Genomic DNA, 20318 nt, shown 5'->3' with positions numbered 1-20318 from the left:
ATCCTTAAACAATTCCGGCAAGTTATTCTTCCTCCTGAATTTCGAAAGGCTCCAATTCTCCGCCTTCACGAAGGATATAATCCATCTGTTTTTCTACACGCTGAAGCTTGTCATGGCACAGCTTGGACAATTTCATTCCATCCTGAAAAAAATTGATCGCCTGCTCTAAGGGAACATCTCCCTGTTCAAGCTTTCCCACTATTTCTTCAAGCTGTTCCATCGCTTCTTCAAATGTCACTTCTTCCTGATTCCTTTGTTGGCTCATTTGTTTCCTCCACCTTCTCTATGACTTCGCAAAATAGGGTCCCATCCTGAAGTCTGACCGTTACTTTTTCTCCTTCGGCTGTTCCGCTAATTGATTTAACGAGCTGATCTTCCTTATAAACGAGACTATACCCGCGCTCCATAATACTCAAGGGATTAAGAGCATTAAGTTTTTCAAGGGCATGCTGAAACTCCCGCTGTTTTTCAGTCAGGGACTGTGTCATTTCTCTCGTCAATGCTTTTACTGCCTGTTCGTGCCTCCGCATGGCAGCGGTAGCCTGGGTTTTAGGATGAACTCTCAGCAAGCGGTTTTCCTTATTCCGGAAAAGATCCTTCTTATAGGTTAGGGCCCGCAGCATTTCCCGCTGAAGGTCCTCAACTAAATCGTCAAGCTGCTGTTCTTTTTGCTCATACAGCTGCTTTGGGTAGCGGAAGGCATATGATCTTTTAAAAGCTTTCAGCCGTTCTTTGTCCCTCGTAACTCTCTCCTGCATCGCTCTCATCAGCCGGGCTTTCCGTTCCGCTGCTCTCTCCAGCAAATCGGCGAAATGGGGTACGGCGAGCTCTGCTGCGCCAGTTGGGGTAGGAGCCCTGAGGTCTGCTGCAAAGTCCGAAATGGTATAATCTGTTTCATGGCCTACAGCAGAAATGATAGGAACCTCTGAATCAAAAATGGCTCTGGCAACCACTTCTTCATTGAATGCCCATAGTTCTTCAATGGATCCGCCGCCCCGCCCTACTATAAGCGTATCGAGAACACCTAGGCGGTTTGCTTTACCGATTGAGCTAGCGACAGATTCCCCTGCACTCAGGCCCTGAACAAGGGCAGGGATAATAATGACTTTGGCGAGCGGGTACCTTCTTTTGATTGTAATGAGGATATCCCGAACAGCCGCTCCTGTAGGGGATGTCACGACTCCGATTGTTTGAGGGAAAGCCGGGATGGGCTTTTTGTATTTTTCGTCAAAAAGCCCTTCCTTTTGAAGCTTTTTCTTAAGTTCCTCATAGGCGAGATACAGGCTGCCGATTCCGTCAGGCTGCATTTCCTTCGCGTAAATCTGATACTGGCCACTTTGTTCATAAACGCTGATTTCACCGCGGAGAAGCACCTTCATCCCATTTTCAGGACGGAATTTCAAGGCTTTATTTTGACTGGAGAACATTACTCCTAAAATACGGGATTGTTCGTCCTTCAGCGTGAAATACAAATGGCCTCTTGAATGGATCTTCACATTCGAAAGCTCGCCCTTCACCCAAATATCCCTTAAATGCGGGTCCACATCAAACTTCCGTTTAATGTACTTTGTTAAGGCTGTAACGGTTACGTGCCTGATATCACTCAAATCCGCCGCTCCTTTCTTCCGTTCCCGGAGGCATGACGGGTTACGAACGTGTTTTTTTTGCTGCTTCAACTGTATTATAGGCAAGCATCGTGATGGTCATAGGACCAACTCCGCCCGGCACCGGGGTAATAAGAGACGCAACTTCCTTCGCCTCATCAAACGCTACATCACCGCATAGCTTGCCATGCTCATTCCGGTTCATACCCACATCAATTACAACCGCACCCGGTTTGATATCGTTCCCAGTTATTAAATTCGCCTTGCCCGCAGCTACTACAAGGATATCTGCCTGCTTCGTAATTGAGGACAAATCTCTTGTTCTGGAGTGGCAATAGGAAACCGTGGCATTTTCCTTCAATAAAAGCTGACCGACTGGTTTCCCGACAATGTTGCTTCTTCCAACGACTACTGCATGCTTTCCTGCAGGATCTACCCCTTTTATGCGAAGCATTTCCATAATGCCTGCAGGTGTGCATGAAAGGAAGCATTTCTGCCCTGTCAGCATTCTCCCCAAATTGACCGGGTGGAATCCATCCACATCTTTTTCCGGAGAAATCTTTTCAATGACAGCAATTTCATCAATATGCTTCGGAAGAGGAAGCTGAACAAGGATTCCATGAAAGCGGCTGTCCTCGTTGTAGCTGTCTATAACTCGCAGAAGGTCCTCTTCAGAAAGGGATTCAGGAAACTGCTCCAGCTTGAAGTCAATTCCTATTTCCTCGGAAGCCTTCCTTTTTCCCTTTATGTAGGATAGGGAGGCAGGGTTGTCCCCGACTAGAATGATTACAAGGCCAGGGGCTACTCCCTCCTCCCTCAATTGTGCCACCTCTTTTGCAAGCTGACTTCTAGTTTGCTTGGCTATCTCTGTTCCGCTGATGATGGAAGCGGTCATCGTACATTCCTCCAGACTGATTACTTAGATTCGATATCTTTTCTGATGTTAGAAAGTACTCCGTTTACAAAGCGGCTTGACTGATCATCACCGAATGCTTTAGCAAGTTCAATTGCCTCATCAATTGAGACTGAGGCCGGAATCTCTTCTTCAAATTTCATCTCATAGACAGCGAGGCGCAAAATGCCCCGATCCACATTAGCCAATCGTTCCAGCTTCCATTTAACCAAATGAGGTCTGATTAATCCGTCGATTTCCTCCAAGTGTCCGACCGTTCCCGTTACAAGATCGCGCGTGAAAGAGTTGACCTCTTCTTCATCAAATGCATGCTGCAGTGCTTCTGCCGGGTCAATCTGGCTGACGTCTATTTGAAATAATGCCTGCAAAGCTTTTTCTCGGGCTGCTCTTCTGTTCATTCTGTTTCTGCTCCTTTTACCATCCGTTTATGTACATTCAGTTATTCCATGTCCATGTCTAGCCAAATCATATCATAATTCTGAACGTGAATCACTTCCAAAATACGTACAAAAGCACAATATCCGAATAAAATCTTTTGTAATCGGTTAAACATTCGGCATTTTACCAGCTGAGGAACAATGAAGGCTGCATTCTCCATCCTCTGTTACTGCGCATAAAAAAAGGAGCCGGCCCTAAGGCCAGCCTCCCGCTGCTTTTCTTTCAGCTTACATTTCCTGATCAATTTCCACTTCAGGTGTTTTTGAGTCGAAAAGAATTCCGACAACATGGACATTGATTTCTGTAATATCAAGGGCCGTCATGGTAATCAGCGCCTGACGGATGTTGTCCTGAATAGACTGTGCAACATTCGGAATAGACACTCCAAATGCCATTGTGCAGTAGATATCGATCGAGATCCCCTCTTCAGAAAGATCCACTTTCACACCTTTGCCGTGATTTTTCTTGCCAAGGCGCTCAGCTACACCGGATGCAAAATTCCCGCGCATATTTCCAACACCTTCTACTTCAGATGCTGCAATGCCGGCAATCACTTCGATAACCTCCGGAGCAATTTCCACTTTTCCAAGGGTACTGTCTTCCTGGTTCATTTCTAACAAGCGATTTTCTTTCATTTCCCGCACCTCCATCAAATTAAGTTTCCATGACCGGATACAATTCAAGAAACTTTGTGTTAAAGTTTCCGCTTTTAAAGGTTTCATGATCGAGCAATTTCAGATGGAAGGGAATCGTTGTTGAAATCCCTTCGATAACAAATTCCGAAAGAGCGCGCTTCATTCGTGCAATTGCTTCTTCCCTTGTTTCCCCATATGTAATCAGCTTGGCAATCATGGAGTCGTAGTATGGAGGAATGGAATAGCCGGGATAAACTGCAGAGTCCACACGAACTCCAAGCCCGCCCGGAGGGAGATACATCTCAATTTTACCAGGTGAAGGCATGAAATTTTTGGCTGGATTCTCCGCATTTATGCGGCACTCGATTGACCATCCTTTAAATTCAACGTCTTCCTGTTTCGTACTGAGTTTTTCTCCGGAAGCGACTTTGATCTGCTCTTTGATCAAATCCATTCCGGTCACCATCTCAGTAACTGGATGCTCTACCTGTATTCTTGTGTTCATTTCCATGAAATAATACTTTTGCTCACGGTAATCGTAAATGAACTCAACCGTGCCGGCCCCTGTATAGCGGACTGCCTCTGCCGCTCTCACCGCTGCCTGTCCCATTGCTTCACGGACTTCAGGAGTTAACGCGGGGGAAGGAGATTCCTCGACAAGCTTTTGAAGACGGCGCTGGATGGTGCAGTCCCGTTCTCCCAGGTGAATCGTATTGCCATGGGTATCGGCCATGACCTGAATTTCAACATGGCGGAAGTCTTCGATGAATTTTTCAATGTATACGCCCGGGTTTCCAAAGGCTGTTTCTGCCTCCTGCTGCGTAATCCGAATCCCTTTCTCAAGGTCCTTCTGATCTCTGGCAACACGGATTCCTTTCCCGCCTCCGCCTGCGGTGGCCTTTATAATTACGGGATACCCAATTTCCTCTGCCAGGGAAACCGCTTCTTCCGGATTTTTAATAATACCTTTAGATCCGGGAACGATTGGCACATTCGCCTCCCGCATCGTTTCTCTTGCTACATCCTTCGTTCCCATTTTGGAAATGGCTTCCGGGCTTGGGCCGACAAATGTTACATTGCACTCTCTGCAAAGCTCAGCGAAGTCGGAGTTTTCAGCGAGAAACCCGTAGCCTGGGTGAATCGCATCGGATCCGGTTAAATTCGCAACACTGATGATGTTTGTAAAATTTAAGTAACTGTCTTTTGAAGAAGTCGGTCCGATGCAATACGCTTCATCTGCCAGCTGGACATGCAGGGCATCTCTGTCTGCCTCTGAAAATACCGCAACTGTCTCGATTTCAAGTTCCTTGCACGCACGGATAATTCTGACAGCGATTTCTCCCCGATTCGCAATGAGTAGCTTCTTGATCATAACGTTCGCTCCTTATTCAGGCTTTACGAGGAAGAGGGGCTGGCCGTACTCTACAAGCTGACCGTTTTCCGCCAGAATTTCCACGATTTCTCCTTTAGTTTCTGCTTCAATTTCGTTAAACAGCTTCATCGCTTCAACAATACATACAACTGTATCGTCTTTTACCTTGGAACCAATTTCAACATAGTTCCCTGTTTCTGGTGAAGAGGCGGCATAGAAGGTTCCGACCATCGGTGAAGTGATCTTCACGAGGCTTTCATCCTGTGCCGGCTCTCCAGCCGGTTTGCTGTCTGTCTTTGGAACTGCTTGCTCTGCTTGCTGCTGTGGTGCAGCCGGTGCAGTCTGCTGCGCCTCTGCGGGAGCTTGAGCATGACTGCTGTAAACCACTTCAGGAGCCGACTTTTTCAATAAAAGCTTGGCCCCTTCATTTTCGTATGTAAATTCGTCAATTGAAGATTGGTCGATTAGCTTGATCAGTTCCCGAATCTCCTGGATTTTCAACATAAACTGGCACCCCTTAATGGAAAGTTACGTGATGATGGCACGTGCATTATCATCTAGTACTAAAAGTAAGTCTCATAAACATCTTACGATACTATGCAAGCTTAATTCAACTATAATTGATTCGCTATACGACTTTGGAAGGATTCATAAAGGAATAACCCTGTACCTATTATAGTCGAACTTACCTGTTTTTGAAACGCTGTCATCATTTGTAATCAGGCTGTCATAATGGCTTTTGATTGGCTGGAAGAGCAAAAATGTGTAAAAACCGCAAGGATTTTCTCCTACAGCACATTTCAGCAGCATCCGTGAGCTGGCCTCCAGCTGCAGGTACACAGGGGCAGTTATCTTAAGCAGAAATATACTTTTCTGATTCCAGGCCTTATAAACACGCTTAATTACACCCCTCCCGCTTTCAAACGATGCCCATATTTTCCAAAATGTATGCAGATGGTCACCCTGTCATCCCATGCAGAAAATGAAATCAGCCTGCAGCCGCTCTAATAGGCGGTTGCAGGCTGATGCGGGCTGGTAATCATTACTTGGCCGGTTCAAAGGAAACGGCTACATTTTCCATACCGGCGATTTCGCTTCTTACAAGAGCGATAATATCATTCGCATTTGCTGCACTATGCTCTTTTGCTTTAACGGTGATCAGCACTTGGTTGTCCTCTACTCTTACCAGTGCATCATCGTAATCCTCTGATTTGATCAGGGTTTCAAGAATCGCCTCCTTGCCAGCTGTATCTGAAAGCTCCTTCATTTGCTCATAGGCTTTGCTTTTCTCTTCCGCTGAAGCATCTTTACTGGACACGATTCCCTCTAATTCGCTTTTCAGCTGGCTTCGCTGATCTTCAAGCTCCATGCGCAGAGATGTAAACAGCTCATCGCTTTCAACGGTGGACACGACCGTTCCACCCTCACCTTCTGCCGATTTTGCTTCTTCCTTCGTCTGGGCAGCTTCTTTTGATTCCTGAGCTGACGTTTCTTTCCCCTGTTCCTTTTCTTCCTGCTTTTGATCCGGGCTGACACCTGCCATATTGGTTCCGCCCTCTGGAGAGGTAATGTAGTAAACAGACAGAACTACGACTAAGCTAAGCATGGTAAGCAGCCAAACGGTTTGTTTTTTGAGCATCATATTATGAGCCCTCCTTTATTTTTTTCGGAGCTACTGCAACTTTGAAGCTTTCTACACCAAGCACCCGTGTTACAGAGTCCACGATCAGTTTTTTTATTTGAACGTTGTCCGCCCCTTTGGCTACAACGAGAACACCCCTGATAGAAGGTTTTGTATATTGAAGAACGATCGGTGTTTCTTTATCGCCCTGCTTGATGATGACGACCTGTTCATCAACCGTCCGGTCATCCACCTTGCGTTCGCCTCCGTCCCGATCGGTTTCATTGGTGACCTGGCTTTGCGAATTGCGGTTTTTTTCCAATATCTTTAAGGAGGTCGCATCTACATTCACTACAACTGATACATCATCAATCCCACTGATGGTCTCCAGGGCTTCTTTTAGCTGGTTCTCATATTCCTGTTCATATCCTGCAATCAAGTCCTTTTCAGTATCGCCGGACTGCTTGAACACTTCCTGATCTTCAGCTGTCCCGCTGCTGCCTGTAACGGCTGCAGACCGTGGGGATTCCGGTTTGGCTCCTCCACTTGTCAGATTGCTCAGAAGCATTAAGCCGATTCCCGCTGCCAGCAGGATAAGCAATGTCTTAGGGTTTAGCTTAGACTGTCCGCCGTGCTGATTGAAAAACTTCTTCACCTTTTCCATGACCGTCGTTTTGTCACTCATGAACCTGACCCTCCCCTCCTTCCGCACGGATTAGAATTTGCTTCTGATCCAGCTCCCAAATTTGCGCGAGCAAAGAGGCCATACTCCGAAGCTGATGATCAGCCTCGTGCTCCCCTTCCGGAACGATTTCTTCTGATGCATCAATCTCGATGGGCTCAATGGCCTCAATGGCGTTCGCTCTTTTTTCTGAGGGGGCGCGAACCAATACTTCGACTGTGCTTACATCTTTGCTGCTTTCAATCGCTTCCTGCTCCTCAGAGACGTGAATCGCAATATCCTGTATTTCCATCTGATATTCTTTCTTCAGTTCCTCCCCGGCATCATTTTTCATTTGGACAGCCATTTGTTCTAAAATATATGCACGGTGGGAGGCTTGTATTTCTTTTTTTTGAGATTCTATCAATTTATTTGATTCTTCATCCTGCTGCCCCTGAGTCAACTGAAATTTTTCGATCAGCTCATTGATATCCACCGAAAACAGCTGGAAGACAGGGTTTAAAATGACCGCAATCAGCATTAGTCCGATGACAATCTTGGCATATTTCTGCATGGAGGAGTTCGGAAGCAGCATATCAATGACGATGGCAAGAAGAATAAACAATATGATATTCGTAATCCAGCTTGTTAAAAATGCCATATTCGCCCTCCTATCGAACCATTAAAGTTAAGTTGCCCGCAGCGATGATGACGGTCAGGCTCAGAAAAAACATGAAAGAAACGATTGCCAGAGCCGCGAAAATATAGATGACACTTTTGCTGATAATATCCAGGCATTTAATAACCGGTCCGCCGCCAACAGGCTGCAGGATCGCTGCTGCAAATTTATAGATAAACGCGAGAGAGAGCACCTTCAGAGCAGGAAAGGCCGCAATGGCGAGAAGAATGGCTACTCCTGCTATCCCTACCGTATTTTTCAGAAGAACAGACGCACTGATCACCGTATCGGTCGCATCTGTGAACATGCGCCCAAGGACCGGAATGAAATTTCCCGTTAAAAATTTGGCCGTCCGGATGGTGATGCCGTCGGTTACAGCAGCGGATGCGCCCTGAACAGATATGACACCGAGAAAAATCGTCAAAAAGGTTCCAAGGAGCCCGATCCCGGCCTGTCTCATCAGCTGAGCCAGCTGGGTGACTTTATACTGATCGGTCAGCGTGCTGACAATACTTAAAAGTGCCGATAAAAAAAGGAGCGGCAGGACAATGTTTTGAATCAGCACCCCGCTTGTGTTCATAAGGAAGAGAATCACAGGATGAAAGAAGGCGGCGGATACAAGTCCGCCGGAAGAGGCCATCAGGGCCAGGAGCAATGGAATGAGAGCCATGATAAAGTTGGTCATCGAACGGATGGCATCACTTGTATATTGGATGGCGATGTGAAAACTGTTCAGGGCAATAATGATCAGCACCATGTAAACAAGGGCATACGCGACTTTGCTGACGGTGCTTTGCTGAAAAGCGTTTTGCAGAAGCTGAAGCAGCATGCTGAAGATGGTAAGAAGTATCAGTGTACCAAGCAGTTTGCCATTTGCGAGAATTTCATGGAATAAGTATTTCAGCAGCGCCTGAAACCATTCTGTCATGGAAAAGTGCTTTTCTCCGGTCACAAAATCATATAGACTTCCTTTTTGGCTTTCAGGCAAAAACCCTCCATACTCGGTCAAGAGCTCGTCCCAAAACGATTTGACCCGCTCCAGATCCAGCCTGTCTGCTTGCTCTTTCACAACGGCTTCCGGTACGGCGGGGTGTGCGGATACAGGTGAAATCTCTCCTTCAGGTGTGCTTTCGTCCTGACTTTCAGTATAGGAACCGGACTCAGCCTGTCCAATCGCCGGCCAAAAAAGAATCAAATAAAAAACAAGTGCGGCCAGTCTGTTCATTTCCCTCCCTCATTTCGGTTAAAATTCAGGAATCATTTGAATAACGGTTTCAATAATGACGGTTAGGATTGGGATCGCCATCGTCAAAATGAGAATTTTTCCGCCAAGCTCGATTTTTGAAGCGATGGCCCCCTGTCCGGCATCTTTTGTTAATTGGGCTCCAAATTCAGCAATGTAGGCAATGCCGATGATTTTCATGATTGTTTCAACATAAATGAGATTCACATTCGCGTTGACCGCGATTTTTTCAATCATCCGGATGATTTCATACACCTGATCTACCAGATAAAGGAAGATGACACAGCCGGTAAACACAACAAGCAGGAACGCGAACGTGGGCTTTTGCTCTTTCAATACAAGCGCCAAAAACGTAGCAACGAGGCCAAGACCAACAATCTGAATGATTTGGATTGTGACCGCCTCCCTATCCCTGGAACAGAAAGACCGCTTTAATTTTCTTGAAAAGATCGTCCACAATGGAGGCAACCATAAACAAGATATAAATAAACCCAAGAAGCGTAACCCACTGTGCATATTCCTTCTTCCCCATCTGATCAAGAATGGTATGAAGGAAAGCAACCACAATCCCGATTCCGGCAATTTGAAAGATGATATTGATATCGACGCCCATTAAAAAGCTCCTTCCTTTCGCTGCTACAGCAGTACGATCACGAGCAGCAGCCCGCTTAAAAATCCGATGCTTTTGATCATCCGTTCATACCGGTTCTGCCTGTCTGCCGCCTCGGTTTCTTCCCGTTCCAAATGGACCATGGCCAATTTAATATGCTTTTGCTGGGAAATGAGATCGTGCCTGCCCAGGGTCTCCCCAAACTGCCGCATGACCTCAAGCTCGTTTTTCTGCAAGGTGCTCGAAGCGGCCAGCTGCTCAAGGCTCTCCTCCCAGGCAGCTTTTGTGTTTTTTCCGCCTCCTGAAAGGATGGAGGAGAATTGGGAAAAGAAATGGGAAAGCGGCTGTTCAAGCTGTCCTGCTAAATCCGATGCGGCTGCTTTTATTGGCTTTTGGCTGAACACGATCTCTGCCTCCAGTGATTGAAGAGCTACCTTTAACTCCCGCAGCAGCCTCGTGCGTTTCCCGAATCTGCCGGCAATCTCAAACCCAATCCAAGTTGAAGCAAACAGGATCATGACCGCTCCGATCAGCTTGACCATATCCGTTCCTCCCCGCTGACTAAATTCAGATCTGCATCCAGAATGCGCAGACTCCTGACTCCATTCTTCCGGCTCAGCTCGATAACCCTCTCAAAGACACGGTTTTCAAACAGCGGCAAAATAGATGGACGCTTCGCTGCATCCTCAGCATCGAATCCGTGGGCACTGACTATAATTCGCACGCCTGCGTGGACAGCTTCCATAATGGCCCCGCAATCCTCGCTTGAACCGATTTCATCTGCTATCATGACGTCCGGACTGAGAGACCGGATCATCATCATCATTCCTTCAGCTTTTGGACAGGAGTCCAGCACGTCCACTCTATGGCCTAACTCATGCTGCGGGATCCCGTTTACACAGCCTGCAATTTCAGATCGTTCATCTACAATTCCGACCTTCCTGCTCTTTTCACTGTCTGTCCCTGAACTGATGATTCTCGCCAAGTCCCGCAGCAAGGTCGTTTTTCCGGTTTGAGGAGGGCCAACTATAAGCGTGTTCATCCAGTATCCATTAAATAAAACAGGATGCAGCGGATCGGCTGCCCCAATCTTCTGCTTAGCAACCCTTATATTAAAAGAGGTTACATCCCGGATCATTTTCACGCGTCCTCCAGCCGTAATGACTTTTCCGGCAAGTCCGATCCGGTGTCCTCCTGAAATGGTAATGTACCCCCTTCGAAGCTCCTCTTCCAGGGTATAAATTGAGAATCCGCTTATTTCATTCAGAAGCACTTGTCCATCATCAGGACTCGCAGCATAAGGCAAGAACAGGTGACCGCCGCCTAATAGAATCTCTACTGGCCTGAAAATACGAATCCGTATTTCTTCAAGCTGGCTGCGCTCTGATTCAGAAAGCTCCTGCAAATGCCTTCTGATCGAATCAGGAAGGACCCGCATAATCTCATCCATTGAGGACTCCTCCTTATACCGCCTGTTATAAAAAATGTATGCACGCCTGTCCGCTTTATGCTACTGCTTACTTGTAAATCCCCACTAAAATAAAAACCACTCCGAGTGCAATAAACACCATCTTCCCATATGAAACATCGCCAGCAATCTGGTAAATCCCGATCGCCATCGTCCCGATAAAAATGGCCGGTCCAACAATCGCCAGGACAGAATTAATCGCAATCGCCTTTCGAACGTCATTGACCAAAAGCATACAAATGGCTGCCGTCAGCTCAATGCTTGCAGACAGCAGTCTAAGGCCGGCCATCGCAAGCACAGTCTGATCCAGTCCGCCCCACCAATTTCTCATACCCTCACCTCAAATCCGTTTTGTACAGCCTATGCGGAATGGACAAGAAATAGAAAGAAAACTCTTTAAGATCCGCTGAATATCAGGGTTGGAGATAACGGCAGCCTTATTCCCGTCAATGGTTTTATACTAAAGAGGCTGTTCGTTCAGTCCGTTTTAAAGCTCTGCGGCCGCGGGCGGGGCAGTGAAAACCCGCTTCTGATCGGCTGCGCGATCTCATCTGTCCCGCTGCTTTTCGCTCCTTCCGCCTTATAACCAATACTTTTAGATCGAAACGGTACCCACAAAGAAAACCTCCGGTATCCGGAGGCTTTGCATTCCACTATTTTCTATTGCGATTTTTTTTCACATTAAAGTCTGACTTGCTCTCATTGCCTCTCCAGGATGTATTTTAGTTTTGTTATTGGCTCACTCAGCTGTTGATTGCAGTTAGCAGACATTCGCTTATCCAAGGGCGGTGAGCCTCCCCGCCGCTTTGAGCCTTTGTGGTTCCACCTTTACCGCTTCTCTTTTTACGGAGCAGTCTCATGGCTTCCACTCCAATCAACAGCTGTTAATAAATCAGCATCATGCATGAACAAAGCCAAATAAAAAAAAACCGGTTCACGTTTGAACCGGGTTTATCTGGTTATCCATTTTTTCTGCACGCAACCGGGAGCCGCTCGGTTCTTTTCAGGATTAGCTTTTTATGTGATACCCTCCGGCCGGCTTTTCCCTGTTTCCAGGATTTAAAAAAGGTTTCAATAATTTCTTCGTCAGAATGCGGAATGGCTTCTCCCTTAACGATTTGGGCCCCATTGATGCACCCGCTTGTAAGCAGAACAATATCGTTGCTCTGACTAAGTTCTAAAGACTTTAAAACCCCATCTTTCCTCGTCAGTCCCTGATGAATGGAGGACAGGTGCGGCTTGCGAAAGCCCTTCGTTACCTGGTTCACAATGATCTGCGGGTCATGTTCTCCGGGGTGGTCTACCGTAACGATGATCTCGTCCGCTTTGTTTTCAGCAACAGCCGCCATTTTGGGCATTTTTGCAAAATCCCTGATGCCGATTCCTGCAATCATGACAATTAATCGGCTGTGCGGAAGCTTCCTTACTTCTTCTAAAAGCCGGGTCAGCGCAACAGGCGTATGAGCATAGTCAAGAATGATTTTGCGGCTGCCGGGTCCATTGATGATCTGAAAACGGCCTTCAGGGCTCTCCAGACTGGAAAGCACTTTAATAATGTCCTCTATGTGGTACCCGAATAACAGAGCCGCCCCGATGGCCGACAGGACATTTGCGATGTTGTATTCTCCAAATACAGGAACTTCCACCCTGTAGTCGCTGCCTGCATAACGCAGTTCGAAGGCAGTGCCTGTATGCAAGATCTCAATATTCGATGCGTAAAGATCGGCCTGCTTGTCCTCTGACATGCTGTAGGTGAAATGTAGCCCGGAGAACGTGCCTGCGAGCTCCTTCCCCATCCCGTTGTCATCAATATTGATAACGGCATACTTAGCCTGCCTGAACAGACGCAGCTTGCATTCTTTGTAATGCTCAAATGTACCATGATATTCCAAATGTTCCTCTGAAAGATTCGTATGAATGGCTACATCAAATAAAATGTCATCTACCCGGTGCTGGTCCAGAGCGATGGATGAAACCTCCATCGCCACAGCTTCCTCTCCCAGATCAGCCAGATCCCGGAATATTCGCTGCAGATCCAGGGACTCAGGAGTGGTCGGCGTACTTTTTTTGTAGGAAAGCTTCTTTCGTGAAGACCATATGCCCGTTGTTCCGATAGATCCCGTAGACATTCCAAGCAAAGTCAGGAGCGAACGGACATATGCGGCGACTGTCGTTTTTCCGTTTGTTCCTGTAATGCCTATCGTTTTCAGTTGTTCATCTGCATGATGGTAATAGTGTTTAGAGAATTTCGCCATCGCTTCCCGTACGTTATCCACAGTGAGGAAGGTGCAGGCCGGGTATTTTACACTTAATTGCTGAAGCTGCACATAATCTGAACCGAAGACGGCAACCGTTCCTTTCTTCAATGCGTCTTCTATATATTGATGCCCGTCGTGATTTTCCCCTCTCATGCTGAAAAATACAGAGTTATCGTTTGCTTGGCGGGAATCAAACGTTAAATGATGGATTTGCTGTGAAGGCGGACCGAATATTTTTTTTACTGGGACTTCTGATAAGTGATTAAAATGAATGCGCATATATGACCTCACAGATATTTAGAGTAACTGCCAATGAAGCAATGAATGATAATGGAAAAGAACCGGTTTGAGCTGACTTTGAAGAGGAATGAGCGGCAGCAGTCATGAAAAACCAGTTGCAGCAATGCCTGTTAAAAAATCAATCGTTTAATAAATAAACCGTATTGTCTTCTTCATTTTTGGGGGTAAAGTTTTACACAGATGGTTTTCATATATTACCCTCTGCCAGGAAGGACGAAACAAGGGAAAATCTGGATGATTTAAAAGAGGGGAAGAGAGTGATTTTCTGCTGGTTATTCTTTTATTCGGTCTTACAGCTGCTAAACACAAAAACCCGCCGGAATGGCGGGTTTTCTGTTATTTAAGCTCTTGAGACGTAAGATGCTTCTGTTGTATTAATAATCAAAACATCCCCTTCATTGATGAAGAACGGAACGTTAACGGTCAGGCCGGTTTCAAGTGTAGCCGGTTTCGTGCCGCCTGATGCTGTATCGCCTTTAATGCCTGGCTCTGTTTCGGTAACTTTCAGCTCAACGGTGTTCGGCAGTTCCACTCCGAGCGTTTCCGTCTGGTACATCATGATTTGAACTTCCATATTTTCCTTTAGGAATTTCAATTCGTATTCGATGGATCCTCCGGGAAGCTCGATCTGCTCGTAGGATTCGTTGTCCATAAAAACATGCATATCGCCGTTTGCATAAAGGTATTGCATTCTGCGGGTATCAATTTGGGCTTTGCCCACTTTTTCACCTGCACGGAACGTTTTCTCCTGAATCGCACCTGTACGAAGGTTGCGAAGCTTGGAGCGTACAAATGCCGCTCCTTTTCCAGGTTTTACGTGCTGGAAATCAATAACGCGCCAAATGCCGTTGTCCACTTCTATTGTTAAACCTGTACGAAAATCGTTAACTGAAATCATAAATGTGTTCCTCCTAGCAATCTTTTGCTCCGGGAAGGTCCCGGATAGCTTATGTAAAAAAGCGATAGCGGCTTTTTTTACAGGATAATCAGTTCTTTTGGGGAAGAAGTCAGGGATTCATTTCCTGTTTCAGTTACCACTGTGTCATCTTCGATCCTGACGCCGCCAAGGCCTGCAATATAAATCCCTGGCTCAACGGTAACAACCATTCCTGGCTCCAAAATGGTTTCAGACCTCTTGGATAAAGCCGGTCCTTCATGAACTTCCATTCCAAGGCCATGGCCTGTGGAGTGACCGAAGTATTCACCGTACCCTTTTTCCGTAATGAGATCCCTGGTCAATGCATCGGCTTCTTTGCCTGTCATTCCTGCTTTTATCCCGTTCATGCCCCGCAGCTGCGCTTCAAGGACAACGGAATAAATCTCTTTTAACTTATCGGAAGGCTCTCCGACTGCAAAGGTTCTTGTGATATCAGAGCAATACCCTTTATAATAAGCGCCAAAGTCAAGTGTCACCAAGTCACCGGACTCAATTACTTTATCACTCGCTGCTCCGTGGGGAAGCGCTGACCGGAAACCGGAGGCTACAATAATATCAAATGAAGAAGAAGCCGCCCCGTTTTTTCTCATAAAAAATTCGAGTTCGTTTGACACATCGATCTCCTTTAAGCCCGGTCGGACGAAGTGAAGGATATGAGAGTATGCGGCATCTGCAATCTGCGCCGCTTCCTTTAATATCTTAATCTCTGAAGGGGACTTAATCAAGCGTAACTTTTCCACCGCTCCTGAAACCGGTACCAGTTCAATTCCTCCCATTGCTTTTTTAAATCCTTCGTAAGAAGCAAAGGTCACGTGGTCCTGTTCAAACCCGAGCTTGACGATCCCCAATTTCTTCGCCTGAACAGCCGCCTCTTCGGCAATCGAACCGGTGTGCTGGATAATTTCGAAGCCCTGCGCCTGCTTAGCAGCCTGCTCGGTGTAGCGGAAATCTGTAATCAAAACAGCCTTCGATTCTGAAATGATGGCAAGCCCTGCAGATCCGGTAAAGCCTGTTGCATATTTGCGGTTGTACTCACTTGTCAGGAGCAAGCCGTCAATCCCTGAATCTTTAAATGAATGTCTTAATTTTTCAAGCATGTTCATTTCCCCCTTTTTGATTCATTAAAGCCATAAGCGCCAGTTTGTACCCGTAAAATCCAACACCCGCAATTTGTCCCGCTGCTGCAGGTGCTATTACTGAATGATGACGGAATTCTTCCCGCGCATAAACGTTTGATATATGTACTTCCATAACGGGAACATATACTCCTGCAACCGCATCGCGAATTGCGTAGCTGTAATGGGTAAAAGCCCCTGGATTCAGGACAATTCCCTCATACTGGCCTTCCGATTCATGAATGGCATCGATTAAATCCCCTTCATGATTTGACTGGAAGCATACCACTTCTATTCCGGATTCCCCCCCAAAATGAAGCAGCTCCCGTTCCAGCTCCGTCAGCGTTTTCATACCGTAAACTCCCGGTTCCCGTTTTCCAAGGAGGTTCAGATTGGGTCCATTTAAAACGAGATACCTGTTCATTCTCTCTCCCCCATCTCAGAAAAATAAGCTCTGTTAAACGTGGCTGTGCAGCTGGCAGGCGTCCGCTTCTCCTCAGTTCCGCTCCAATCAACAGGTGCTAAAATCAACACCAAAGCCAAAAAATAAAGAAAGCTTGGAAAAACCAAGCCGCAGCAAGCCAAAATGCTATGTATCCTTCTTTATATTACCATAATCAGCTATTTTCCTCTAATGGTTTAGAGTTCTTGGACTCTGTTTCTTTTTGCACCTCGCTGTAGTCATAGGAGATTGAGTAGCCTATGAACATTCCATAAAGAATGTAGATGCAGAGCGTTGTGACAATCGTATCGGAGCTAAGCTGGGCCGCTGTCTTAAGAACCGGGAACAATGGGAGAACAAGAAAAAATACCAACCCCCACAAGCCGATTCCAAAACCGATCCCCCCCCAGATGGAATGGATTTTCCGAAACATCAGGTAATAAATAAAAGCGATCCCGATCGAGATCACGCTCAGCAGGCAAATACTGACGATATTCCCTGCCGCGCCATCTTTCCAGGCTCCTGCCGATATGGGCTGCAGAATCATATTGGGACTGACTTCAGCAAGCTTAAAAAATGCAGCAATAAAGCCCCCCGCTGACCATAGCAGTCCTCCTGCAAACCCCGTTGACGCCACTCTTCCTAAAATCGAAACAGCTGTTGGACCTGCTTTTCCCCCGCCGGTATTTTGACTGTTCATATGCATTCACCTCGGCATAAGTATGCCCGGTTTTGCTTCAGACCATGACAGTCAGAATAAATGTGTAAGAAAAAAATGGACGGGTATACTATTTCTAGAAGACTGGACCCGCACATTAAAGTAAAAACAATGAAAGATCAGCCTAGTGGTTTGCCTGTTTTTTAGGTAAAATAGAATCATAACACTTTTGGCGGTTTCGCTTTTCAGAAGTGACCCTTTTAGATAGGTTGGTGTTTCATGTCTACAGAGAAAAAGCCCGCATACGGCGGGCAGGCAGTGGTTGAAGGTGTGATGTTCGGCGGGAAGCATCACTACGTTACAGCCATTCGGAGGAAGGATCAGTCCATCGAGTTTTTCCATTTACCAAGAAAGACCCATCCCACACTTGCAAAACTAAAAAAGATCCCATTTATCAGGGGCATTGTAGCTATATTGGAAGCAAGTGCAAACGGAACGAAGCATTTGAATTTTTCAACTGAACGGTTTGATGTAGCTCCGGAAGATGACGGAAAAGCAGCTGAGGAGAGAAAAGAGTCAAAGCTGTCCATGATTCTCGGGGTCGCGGCAGTCGGAATCCTGTCGTTCCTGTTCGGAAAGTTCATTTTCACTCTAGTTCCGGTTTTCCTTGCAGAATCGACACGCTTTATTTTCAGCAGCGACTTTTCCCAAATCATGGCTGAAGGAGCTTTCAAGCTGATTCTGCTGCTCGCATACATCTATTTTATTTCGCTTACACCTTTGATCAAACGAGTGTTTCAGTATCATGGAGCTGAACATAAAGTCATTAACTGCTATGAGAACGAATTGCCGCTGACGGTCGAAAACGTTCAAATGCAATCGAGGCTTCATTACCGCTGCGGAAGCAGTTTCATCCTGTTTACCGTCATCGTCGGGGTTTTCGTTTATCTGCTTGTTCCGACCGATCCATTGTGGGTCAGGGTCGCTAACCGGATTGCGCTGATTCCGGTTGTGCTGGGCATTTCATTTGAGGTTCTGCAGCTGACGAACTCGCTTCGAAACGTTCCGGTTTTAAAAGCCCTCGGTCTTCCCGGTTTGTGGCTGCAGCTGTTAACGACAAAAGAACCTGACAATCAGCAGGTTGAAGTAGCGATTACAAGCTTTGAGGAGTTGCTGAAATTGGAGAAAGAAACTCAGCTTTCAAACGAACAAATCGTTTAGCACTCTTTTTACTAACCTGGGAGGTGGATTCATGAAACGCGGATCAAACTGGTTTTTTCTGGCTATTGTCGGTCTTGCAGGATTGTACTTGATTACGGCATTAATTACGGACCCGGCCGGCTTGCTCAGGCAGGCAGCGATTATCGGAATCACCATCGCCATAGTTTATCTTGTGTTCCGTTATTTTATGAAAAAAAGAATGGGAGCTGAGCATTCATCGTATTCAAAAGCGGTAAAGCAGCAAAAACGGCCTGCGCGTGAAAAGACTTATTCCGCATCCCCTTCCAAGACGGTAACACCGATTAAAAAGTATACGAAAAGCAAACCGCTGAAAAAGAAAAGCAAGAGCTCAAGCCACCTGACAGTGATTGAAGGAAAAAAAGGGAAAAAGAAAAACAGGGCCCTTTATTAATAGGCCCATGTTCGGAGGAAAAACTCCGTTTGACTTCTGCCTAGCTCAATGAGAGCTAGCTTTTTTTCTTCCGTCAGATCAAACTCTGTACTTAAAATGTGATCTACCGGGAGAAAAATGATATTCCGCTCATGCCTCCGTGAAATATGACGGGCATCATGAGCATCCTTCATGGTTTCAAACAATGCTCCATAAAGCTCAAACGCATTGGTAATTTTATTTTTAGGCCGTTCCTGTTCGTTCGGCGTCAGCCGGATGCCGAGGACCGGCCTTTTGCGAAATTGTTCCTCCCCAAAGAGCCAAATAGGAAAATTGCTTAGCACCCCGCCGTCCACAATAACACAATTCCCCTGCCGTGATGTTAGCTTTACCGGCTCAAAAAAGTAAGGCAGGCTGCAGCTCATGCGCACCGCACGCGCAACTGAAAAGTTTTCGGGATTGATTCCGTAGTAGGGCAGATCGTCCGGCAGCACGGCAATCTTCCCGTTGGTCAGGTCCGACGCAACGACCCTCAAAGCTCCAGGCTGGAGATCACCGAAAGTTGAAATCCCTTTCGCTTTTAAATTTGAGGCAATCCAATTTTCAAGCTTATCCCCTTTATACAAACCAAGCCTCCAGTAAATGGAGATCCACTTTAAGAATCGGAGAGGAAAAAAAGAAATCCGCTCATCCATAAAATCCTTTAAATTTACATCCTCAAGCAAGCGGATGATTTCTTCACTTTTATATCCGGCAGCGATATAAGCAGCTACGATGGAGCCCGCACTCGTTCCGGCGAGACTCGTAAACTCAAGACCCTTTTTCTCGATAGCCTGGTAAGCCCCGGCCATTGCAAGGCCTTTTATTCCTCCGCCGGAAAAAACACCATCTATATACACAGGATTCCCCCTCTGTCCGCTGTTTTGTTTATTCTACTTCACCAGGCTGGCGGTTTAGAACTGACGGAAAGAATGCGGGACGCGTGCAGGAAAGCGATTCAGGAAACGGGGTCTTAAAATTTTGTTTATTCTACTTCACCAGGCTGGCGGTTTAGAACTGACGGAAAGAATGCGGGACGCGTGCAGGAAAGCGATTCAGGAAACGGGGTCTTAAAAAGAAGGGGATGGAAAAGCAGGCTTGGCAGGCTGCTAAACTAAGAAGGGTCCTGCTCACTGCGTTTTCGGACGGTTTTTAAATCCTCGGCCCTTTTAGGGTCCTCTTCAAAGTACTGGACAAGGTCTCCAATCCTGTCAATAGCATTCCAGCTTAGATGATGTTCAATTCCTTCCACATCATCATAAATGATCTCTTCATCGACTCCGATCATTCTCATGAACTGCTCAAGCAATTCGTGACGGAAAACGAGACGCTTGCCGATTTTCTTCCCCTTAGGAGTCAGGATGAGACCTCTATATTTTTCATACACTAAATATTCGTCTTTATCCAGTTTCTGCACCATTTTCGTCACAGAGGAGGGATGAACACCAAGTGCTTCTGCTATGTCTGAGACTCTGGCATACCCTTTTTCTTCTATAAGATTGTAAATTTGTTCAATGTAATCTTCCATGCTGGGTGTTGGCATAATTCAAAGTCCCTCCATTGCTTGCTAACCGTACCTATCATATTTGAGACTCCCACGGCTAAAGCCGCAAGCCCTACACCTTACGGTGTGACGGGTGGGATTCTTGAATGACTAAACGTTCGCAGTCCATTTCTGTTTTGAACAGCCTTCAAGACAGGGGCATCTCATTG

At 46.4% G+C, this 20318-nt stretch carries 25 protein-coding genes; 2 read left to right on the top strand and 23 right to left on the bottom strand.

Annotation, left to right across the window (positions count from 1 at the left end; all coding sequences use genetic code 11):
• Window positions 1-22 precede the first annotated feature (22 nt).
• The 21 genes from ACQCV8_RS06865 to ACQCV8_RS06765 form a co-directional block, all read right to left on the bottom strand.
• Window positions 23-265 carry an exodeoxyribonuclease VII small subunit gene (locus ACQCV8_RS06865; RefSeq protein ID WP_426843841.1) on the bottom strand — a complete coding sequence of 81 codons (243 nt, stop codon included), beginning with the start codon at window positions 263-265 and terminating at the stop codon, window positions 23-25.
• The gene (gene xseA / locus ACQCV8_RS06860) at window positions 228-1607 is read right to left on the bottom strand and encodes an exodeoxyribonuclease VII large subunit (RefSeq protein WP_426843840.1); all 1380 of its coding nucleotides are present in this window, start codon (window positions 1605-1607) and stop codon (window positions 228-230) included. Before xseA ends, ACQCV8_RS06865 begins: the two co-directional genes overlap by 38 nt.
• Before the next feature lie 40 nt (window positions 1608-1647).
• Window positions 1648-2499: a bifunctional methylenetetrahydrofolate dehydrogenase/methenyltetrahydrofolate cyclohydrolase FolD gene (folD, locus tag ACQCV8_RS06855; RefSeq protein ID WP_426843839.1), complete on the bottom strand. Its 852-nt coding sequence runs from the start codon at window positions 2497-2499 to the stop codon at window positions 1648-1650.
• A gap of 20 nt (window positions 2500-2519) precedes the next feature.
• A complete protein-coding gene (gene nusB / locus ACQCV8_RS06850) occupies window positions 2520-2915 on the bottom strand; it encodes a transcription antitermination factor NusB (RefSeq protein WP_426843838.1) in 396 nt (131 codons plus the stop codon).
• A 267-nt stretch (window positions 2916-3182) separates the two neighbouring features.
• On the bottom strand, window positions 3183-3590 hold the full coding sequence (locus ACQCV8_RS06845; protein ID WP_426843837.1) for an Asp23/Gls24 family envelope stress response protein: 408 nt from the start codon (window positions 3588-3590) through the stop codon (window positions 3183-3185).
• 19 nt (window positions 3591-3609) lie between these two features.
• Window positions 3610-4962 (bottom strand): acetyl-CoA carboxylase biotin carboxylase subunit, encoded by a 1353-nt coding sequence (accC, locus tag ACQCV8_RS06840; RefSeq protein WP_426843835.1) that lies wholly within the window; start codon window positions 4960-4962, stop codon window positions 3610-3612.
• A gap of 12 nt (window positions 4963-4974) precedes the next feature.
• Window positions 4975-5466: an acetyl-CoA carboxylase biotin carboxyl carrier protein gene (accB, locus tag ACQCV8_RS06835; RefSeq protein ID WP_426843834.1), complete on the bottom strand. Its 492-nt coding sequence runs from the start codon at window positions 5464-5466 to the stop codon at window positions 4975-4977.
• A gap of 538 nt (window positions 5467-6004) precedes the next feature.
• Window positions 6005-6601 carry a SpoIIIAH-like family protein gene (locus tag ACQCV8_RS06830; RefSeq protein ID WP_426844235.1) on the bottom strand — a complete coding sequence of 199 codons (597 nt, stop codon included), beginning with the start codon at window positions 6599-6601 and terminating at the stop codon, window positions 6005-6007.
• A 4-nt stretch (window positions 6602-6605) separates the two neighbouring features.
• Entirely contained in the window at window positions 6606-7268 is a 663-nt protein-coding gene (gene spoIIIAG / locus ACQCV8_RS06825; RefSeq protein ID WP_426843833.1) for a stage III sporulation protein AG, read from the bottom strand.
• The gene (spoIIIAF, locus tag ACQCV8_RS06820; protein ID WP_426843832.1) at window positions 7261-7905 is read right to left on the bottom strand and encodes a stage III sporulation protein AF; all 645 of its coding nucleotides are present in this window, start codon (window positions 7903-7905) and stop codon (window positions 7261-7263) included. The genes spoIIIAG and spoIIIAF overlap by 8 nt, the downstream gene beginning before the upstream one ends.
• Before the next feature lie 10 nt (window positions 7906-7915).
• Window positions 7916-9148 carry a stage III sporulation protein AE gene (spoIIIAE, locus tag ACQCV8_RS06815; RefSeq protein WP_426843831.1) on the bottom strand — a complete coding sequence of 411 codons (1233 nt, stop codon included), beginning with the start codon at window positions 9146-9148 and terminating at the stop codon, window positions 7916-7918.
• A gap of 18 nt (window positions 9149-9166) precedes the next feature.
• On the bottom strand, window positions 9167-9559 hold the full coding sequence (gene spoIIIAD, locus ACQCV8_RS06810; RefSeq protein WP_426844234.1) for a stage III sporulation protein AD: 393 nt from the start codon (window positions 9557-9559) through the stop codon (window positions 9167-9169).
• Window positions 9560-9572: 13 nt separating this feature from the next.
• Complete coding sequence (spoIIIAC, locus tag ACQCV8_RS06805) at window positions 9573-9779, bottom strand: stage III sporulation protein AC (protein WP_035404031.1); 207 nt, start codon at window positions 9777-9779, stop codon at window positions 9573-9575.
• 23 nt (window positions 9780-9802) lie between these two features.
• Window positions 9803-10318 (bottom strand): stage III sporulation protein SpoIIIAB, encoded by a 516-nt coding sequence (spoIIIAB, locus tag ACQCV8_RS06800; protein ID WP_426843830.1) that lies wholly within the window; start codon window positions 10316-10318, stop codon window positions 9803-9805.
• Entirely contained in the window at window positions 10306-11226 is a 921-nt protein-coding gene (gene spoIIIAA, locus ACQCV8_RS06795; protein WP_426843829.1) for a stage III sporulation protein AA, read from the bottom strand. Before spoIIIAA ends, spoIIIAB begins: the two co-directional genes overlap by 13 nt.
• A gap of 67 nt (window positions 11227-11293) precedes the next feature.
• The gene (locus tag ACQCV8_RS06790; RefSeq protein ID WP_426843828.1) at window positions 11294-11575 is read right to left on the bottom strand and encodes a YqhV family protein; all 282 of its coding nucleotides are present in this window, start codon (window positions 11573-11575) and stop codon (window positions 11294-11296) included.
• A 628-nt stretch (window positions 11576-12203) separates the two neighbouring features.
• A complete protein-coding gene (locus ACQCV8_RS06785; RefSeq protein ID WP_426843827.1) occupies window positions 12204-13781 on the bottom strand; it encodes a UDP-N-acetylmuramoyl-L-alanyl-D-glutamate--2,6-diaminopimelate ligase in 1578 nt (525 codons plus the stop codon).
• 361 nt (window positions 13782-14142) lie between these two features.
• A complete protein-coding gene (efp, locus tag ACQCV8_RS06780) occupies window positions 14143-14700 on the bottom strand; it encodes an elongation factor P (RefSeq protein ID WP_426843826.1) in 558 nt (185 codons plus the stop codon).
• Between the two features lie 77 nt (window positions 14701-14777).
• On the bottom strand, window positions 14778-15842 hold the full coding sequence (locus tag ACQCV8_RS06775; RefSeq protein WP_426843825.1) for a M24 family metallopeptidase: 1065 nt from the start codon (window positions 15840-15842) through the stop codon (window positions 14778-14780).
• Window positions 15829-16278, bottom strand: coding sequence for a type II 3-dehydroquinate dehydratase (gene aroQ / locus ACQCV8_RS06770; protein WP_426843824.1), 450 nt, complete (start codon window positions 16276-16278; stop codon window positions 15829-15831). Before aroQ ends, ACQCV8_RS06775 begins: the two co-directional genes overlap by 14 nt.
• 193 nt (window positions 16279-16471) lie before the next feature.
• Entirely contained in the window at window positions 16472-16996 is a 525-nt protein-coding gene (locus ACQCV8_RS06765; RefSeq protein ID WP_426843823.1) for a YqhR family membrane protein, read from the bottom strand.
• 237 nt (window positions 16997-17233) lie between these two features.
• Here ACQCV8_RS06765 and ACQCV8_RS06760 point away from each other — a divergent pair, with 237 nt between their 5' ends.
• Window positions 17234-18175 (top strand): DUF1385 domain-containing protein, encoded by a 942-nt coding sequence (locus tag ACQCV8_RS06760; RefSeq protein WP_426843822.1) that lies wholly within the window; start codon window positions 17234-17236, stop codon window positions 18173-18175.
• Window positions 18176-18206: 31 nt separating this feature from the next.
• Window positions 18207-18587 (top strand): SA1362 family protein, encoded by a 381-nt coding sequence (locus ACQCV8_RS06755; protein WP_426843820.1) that lies wholly within the window; start codon window positions 18207-18209, stop codon window positions 18585-18587.
• Here the strand turns inward: ACQCV8_RS06755 and ACQCV8_RS06750 are convergent.
• Window positions 18584-19465 (bottom strand): patatin-like phospholipase family protein, encoded by an 882-nt coding sequence (locus tag ACQCV8_RS06750; RefSeq protein ID WP_426843819.1) that lies wholly within the window; start codon window positions 19463-19465, stop codon window positions 18584-18586. The genes ACQCV8_RS06755 and ACQCV8_RS06750 overlap by 4 nt on opposite strands.
• Window positions 19466-19719: 254 nt before the next feature.
• On the bottom strand, window positions 19720-20148 hold the full coding sequence (mntR, locus tag ACQCV8_RS06745) for a transcriptional regulator MntR (RefSeq protein WP_426843818.1): 429 nt from the start codon (window positions 20146-20148) through the stop codon (window positions 19720-19722).
• Between the last annotated feature and the right edge of the window lie 170 nt (window positions 20149-20318).

This window comes from Metabacillus sp. 84, assembly GCF_050107715.1.
Taxonomy (GTDB): domain Bacteria; phylum Bacillota; class Bacilli; order Bacillales; family Bacillaceae; genus Metabacillus_B.
The sequence above is the reverse complement of the archived record's forward strand: the minus strand, read 5'-3'. Positions and strand labels throughout refer to the sequence as shown.

Excerpts from the sequence above, each read along its gene's own strand:
- ACQCV8_RS06785 (WP_426843827.1), bottom strand. The coding sequence starts at position 13,781 with ATGCGCATTCATTTTAATCACTTATCAGAAGTCCCAGTAAAAAAAATA.
- ACQCV8_RS06765 (WP_426843823.1), bottom strand. The coding sequence starts at position 16,996 with ATGAACAGTCAAAATACCGGCGGGGGAAAAGCAGGTCCAACAGCTGTT.
- folD (WP_426843839.1), bottom strand. The coding sequence starts at position 2,499 with ATGACCGCTTCCATCATCAGCGGAACAGAGATAGCCAAGCAAACTAGA.
- spoIIIAG (WP_426843833.1), bottom strand. The coding sequence starts at position 7,268 with ATGAGTGACAAAACGACGGTCATGGAAAAGGTGAAGAAGTTTTTCAAT.
- accB (WP_426843834.1), bottom strand. The coding sequence starts at position 5,466 with ATGTTGAAAATCCAGGAGATTCGGGAACTGATCAAGCTAATCGACCAA.
- ACQCV8_RS06790 (WP_426843828.1), bottom strand. The coding sequence starts at position 11,575 with ATGAGAAATTGGTGGGGCGGACTGGATCAGACTGTGCTTGCGATGGCC.
- ACQCV8_RS06865 (WP_426843841.1), bottom strand. The coding sequence starts at position 265 with ATGAGCCAACAAAGGAATCAGGAAGAAGTGACATTTGAAGAAGCGATG.
- ACQCV8_RS06760 (WP_426843822.1), top strand. The coding sequence starts at position 17,234 with ATGTCTACAGAGAAAAAGCCCGCATACGGCGGGCAGGCAGTGGTTGAA.
- spoIIIAC (WP_035404031.1), bottom strand. The coding sequence starts at position 9,779 with ATGGGCGTCGATATCAATATCATCTTTCAAATTGCCGGAATCGGGATT.
- efp (WP_426843826.1), bottom strand. The coding sequence starts at position 14,700 with ATGATTTCAGTTAACGATTTTCGTACAGGTTTAACAATAGAAGTGGAC.
- aroQ (WP_426843824.1), bottom strand. The coding sequence starts at position 16,278 with ATGAACAGGTATCTCGTTTTAAATGGACCCAATCTGAACCTCCTTGGA.
- ACQCV8_RS06830 (WP_426844235.1), bottom strand. The coding sequence starts at position 6,601 with ATGCTCAAAAAACAAACCGTTTGGCTGCTTACCATGCTTAGCTTAGTC.
- accC (WP_426843835.1), bottom strand. The coding sequence starts at position 4,962 with ATGATCAAGAAGCTACTCATTGCGAATCGGGGAGAAATCGCTGTCAGA.
- nusB (WP_426843838.1), bottom strand. The coding sequence starts at position 2,915 with ATGAACAGAAGAGCAGCCCGAGAAAAAGCTTTGCAGGCATTATTTCAA.
- ACQCV8_RS06845 (WP_426843837.1), bottom strand. The coding sequence starts at position 3,590 with ATGAAAGAAAATCGCTTGTTAGAAATGAACCAGGAAGACAGTACCCTT.
- ACQCV8_RS06755 (WP_426843820.1), top strand. The coding sequence starts at position 18,207 with ATGAAACGCGGATCAAACTGGTTTTTTCTGGCTATTGTCGGTCTTGCA.
- ACQCV8_RS06775 (WP_426843825.1), bottom strand. The coding sequence starts at position 15,842 with ATGAACATGCTTGAAAAATTAAGACATTCATTTAAAGATTCAGGGATT.
- spoIIIAA (WP_426843829.1), bottom strand. The coding sequence starts at position 11,226 with ATGGATGAGATTATGCGGGTCCTTCCTGATTCGATCAGAAGGCATTTG.
- spoIIIAB (WP_426843830.1), bottom strand. The coding sequence starts at position 10,318 with ATGGTCAAGCTGATCGGAGCGGTCATGATCCTGTTTGCTTCAACTTGG.
- spoIIIAE (WP_426843831.1), bottom strand. The coding sequence starts at position 9,148 with ATGAACAGACTGGCCGCACTTGTTTTTTATTTGATTCTTTTTTGGCCG.
- spoIIIAF (WP_426843832.1), bottom strand. The coding sequence starts at position 7,905 with ATGGCATTTTTAACAAGCTGGATTACGAATATCATATTGTTTATTCTT.
- mntR (WP_426843818.1), bottom strand. The coding sequence starts at position 20,148 with ATGCCAACACCCAGCATGGAAGATTACATTGAACAAATTTACAATCTT.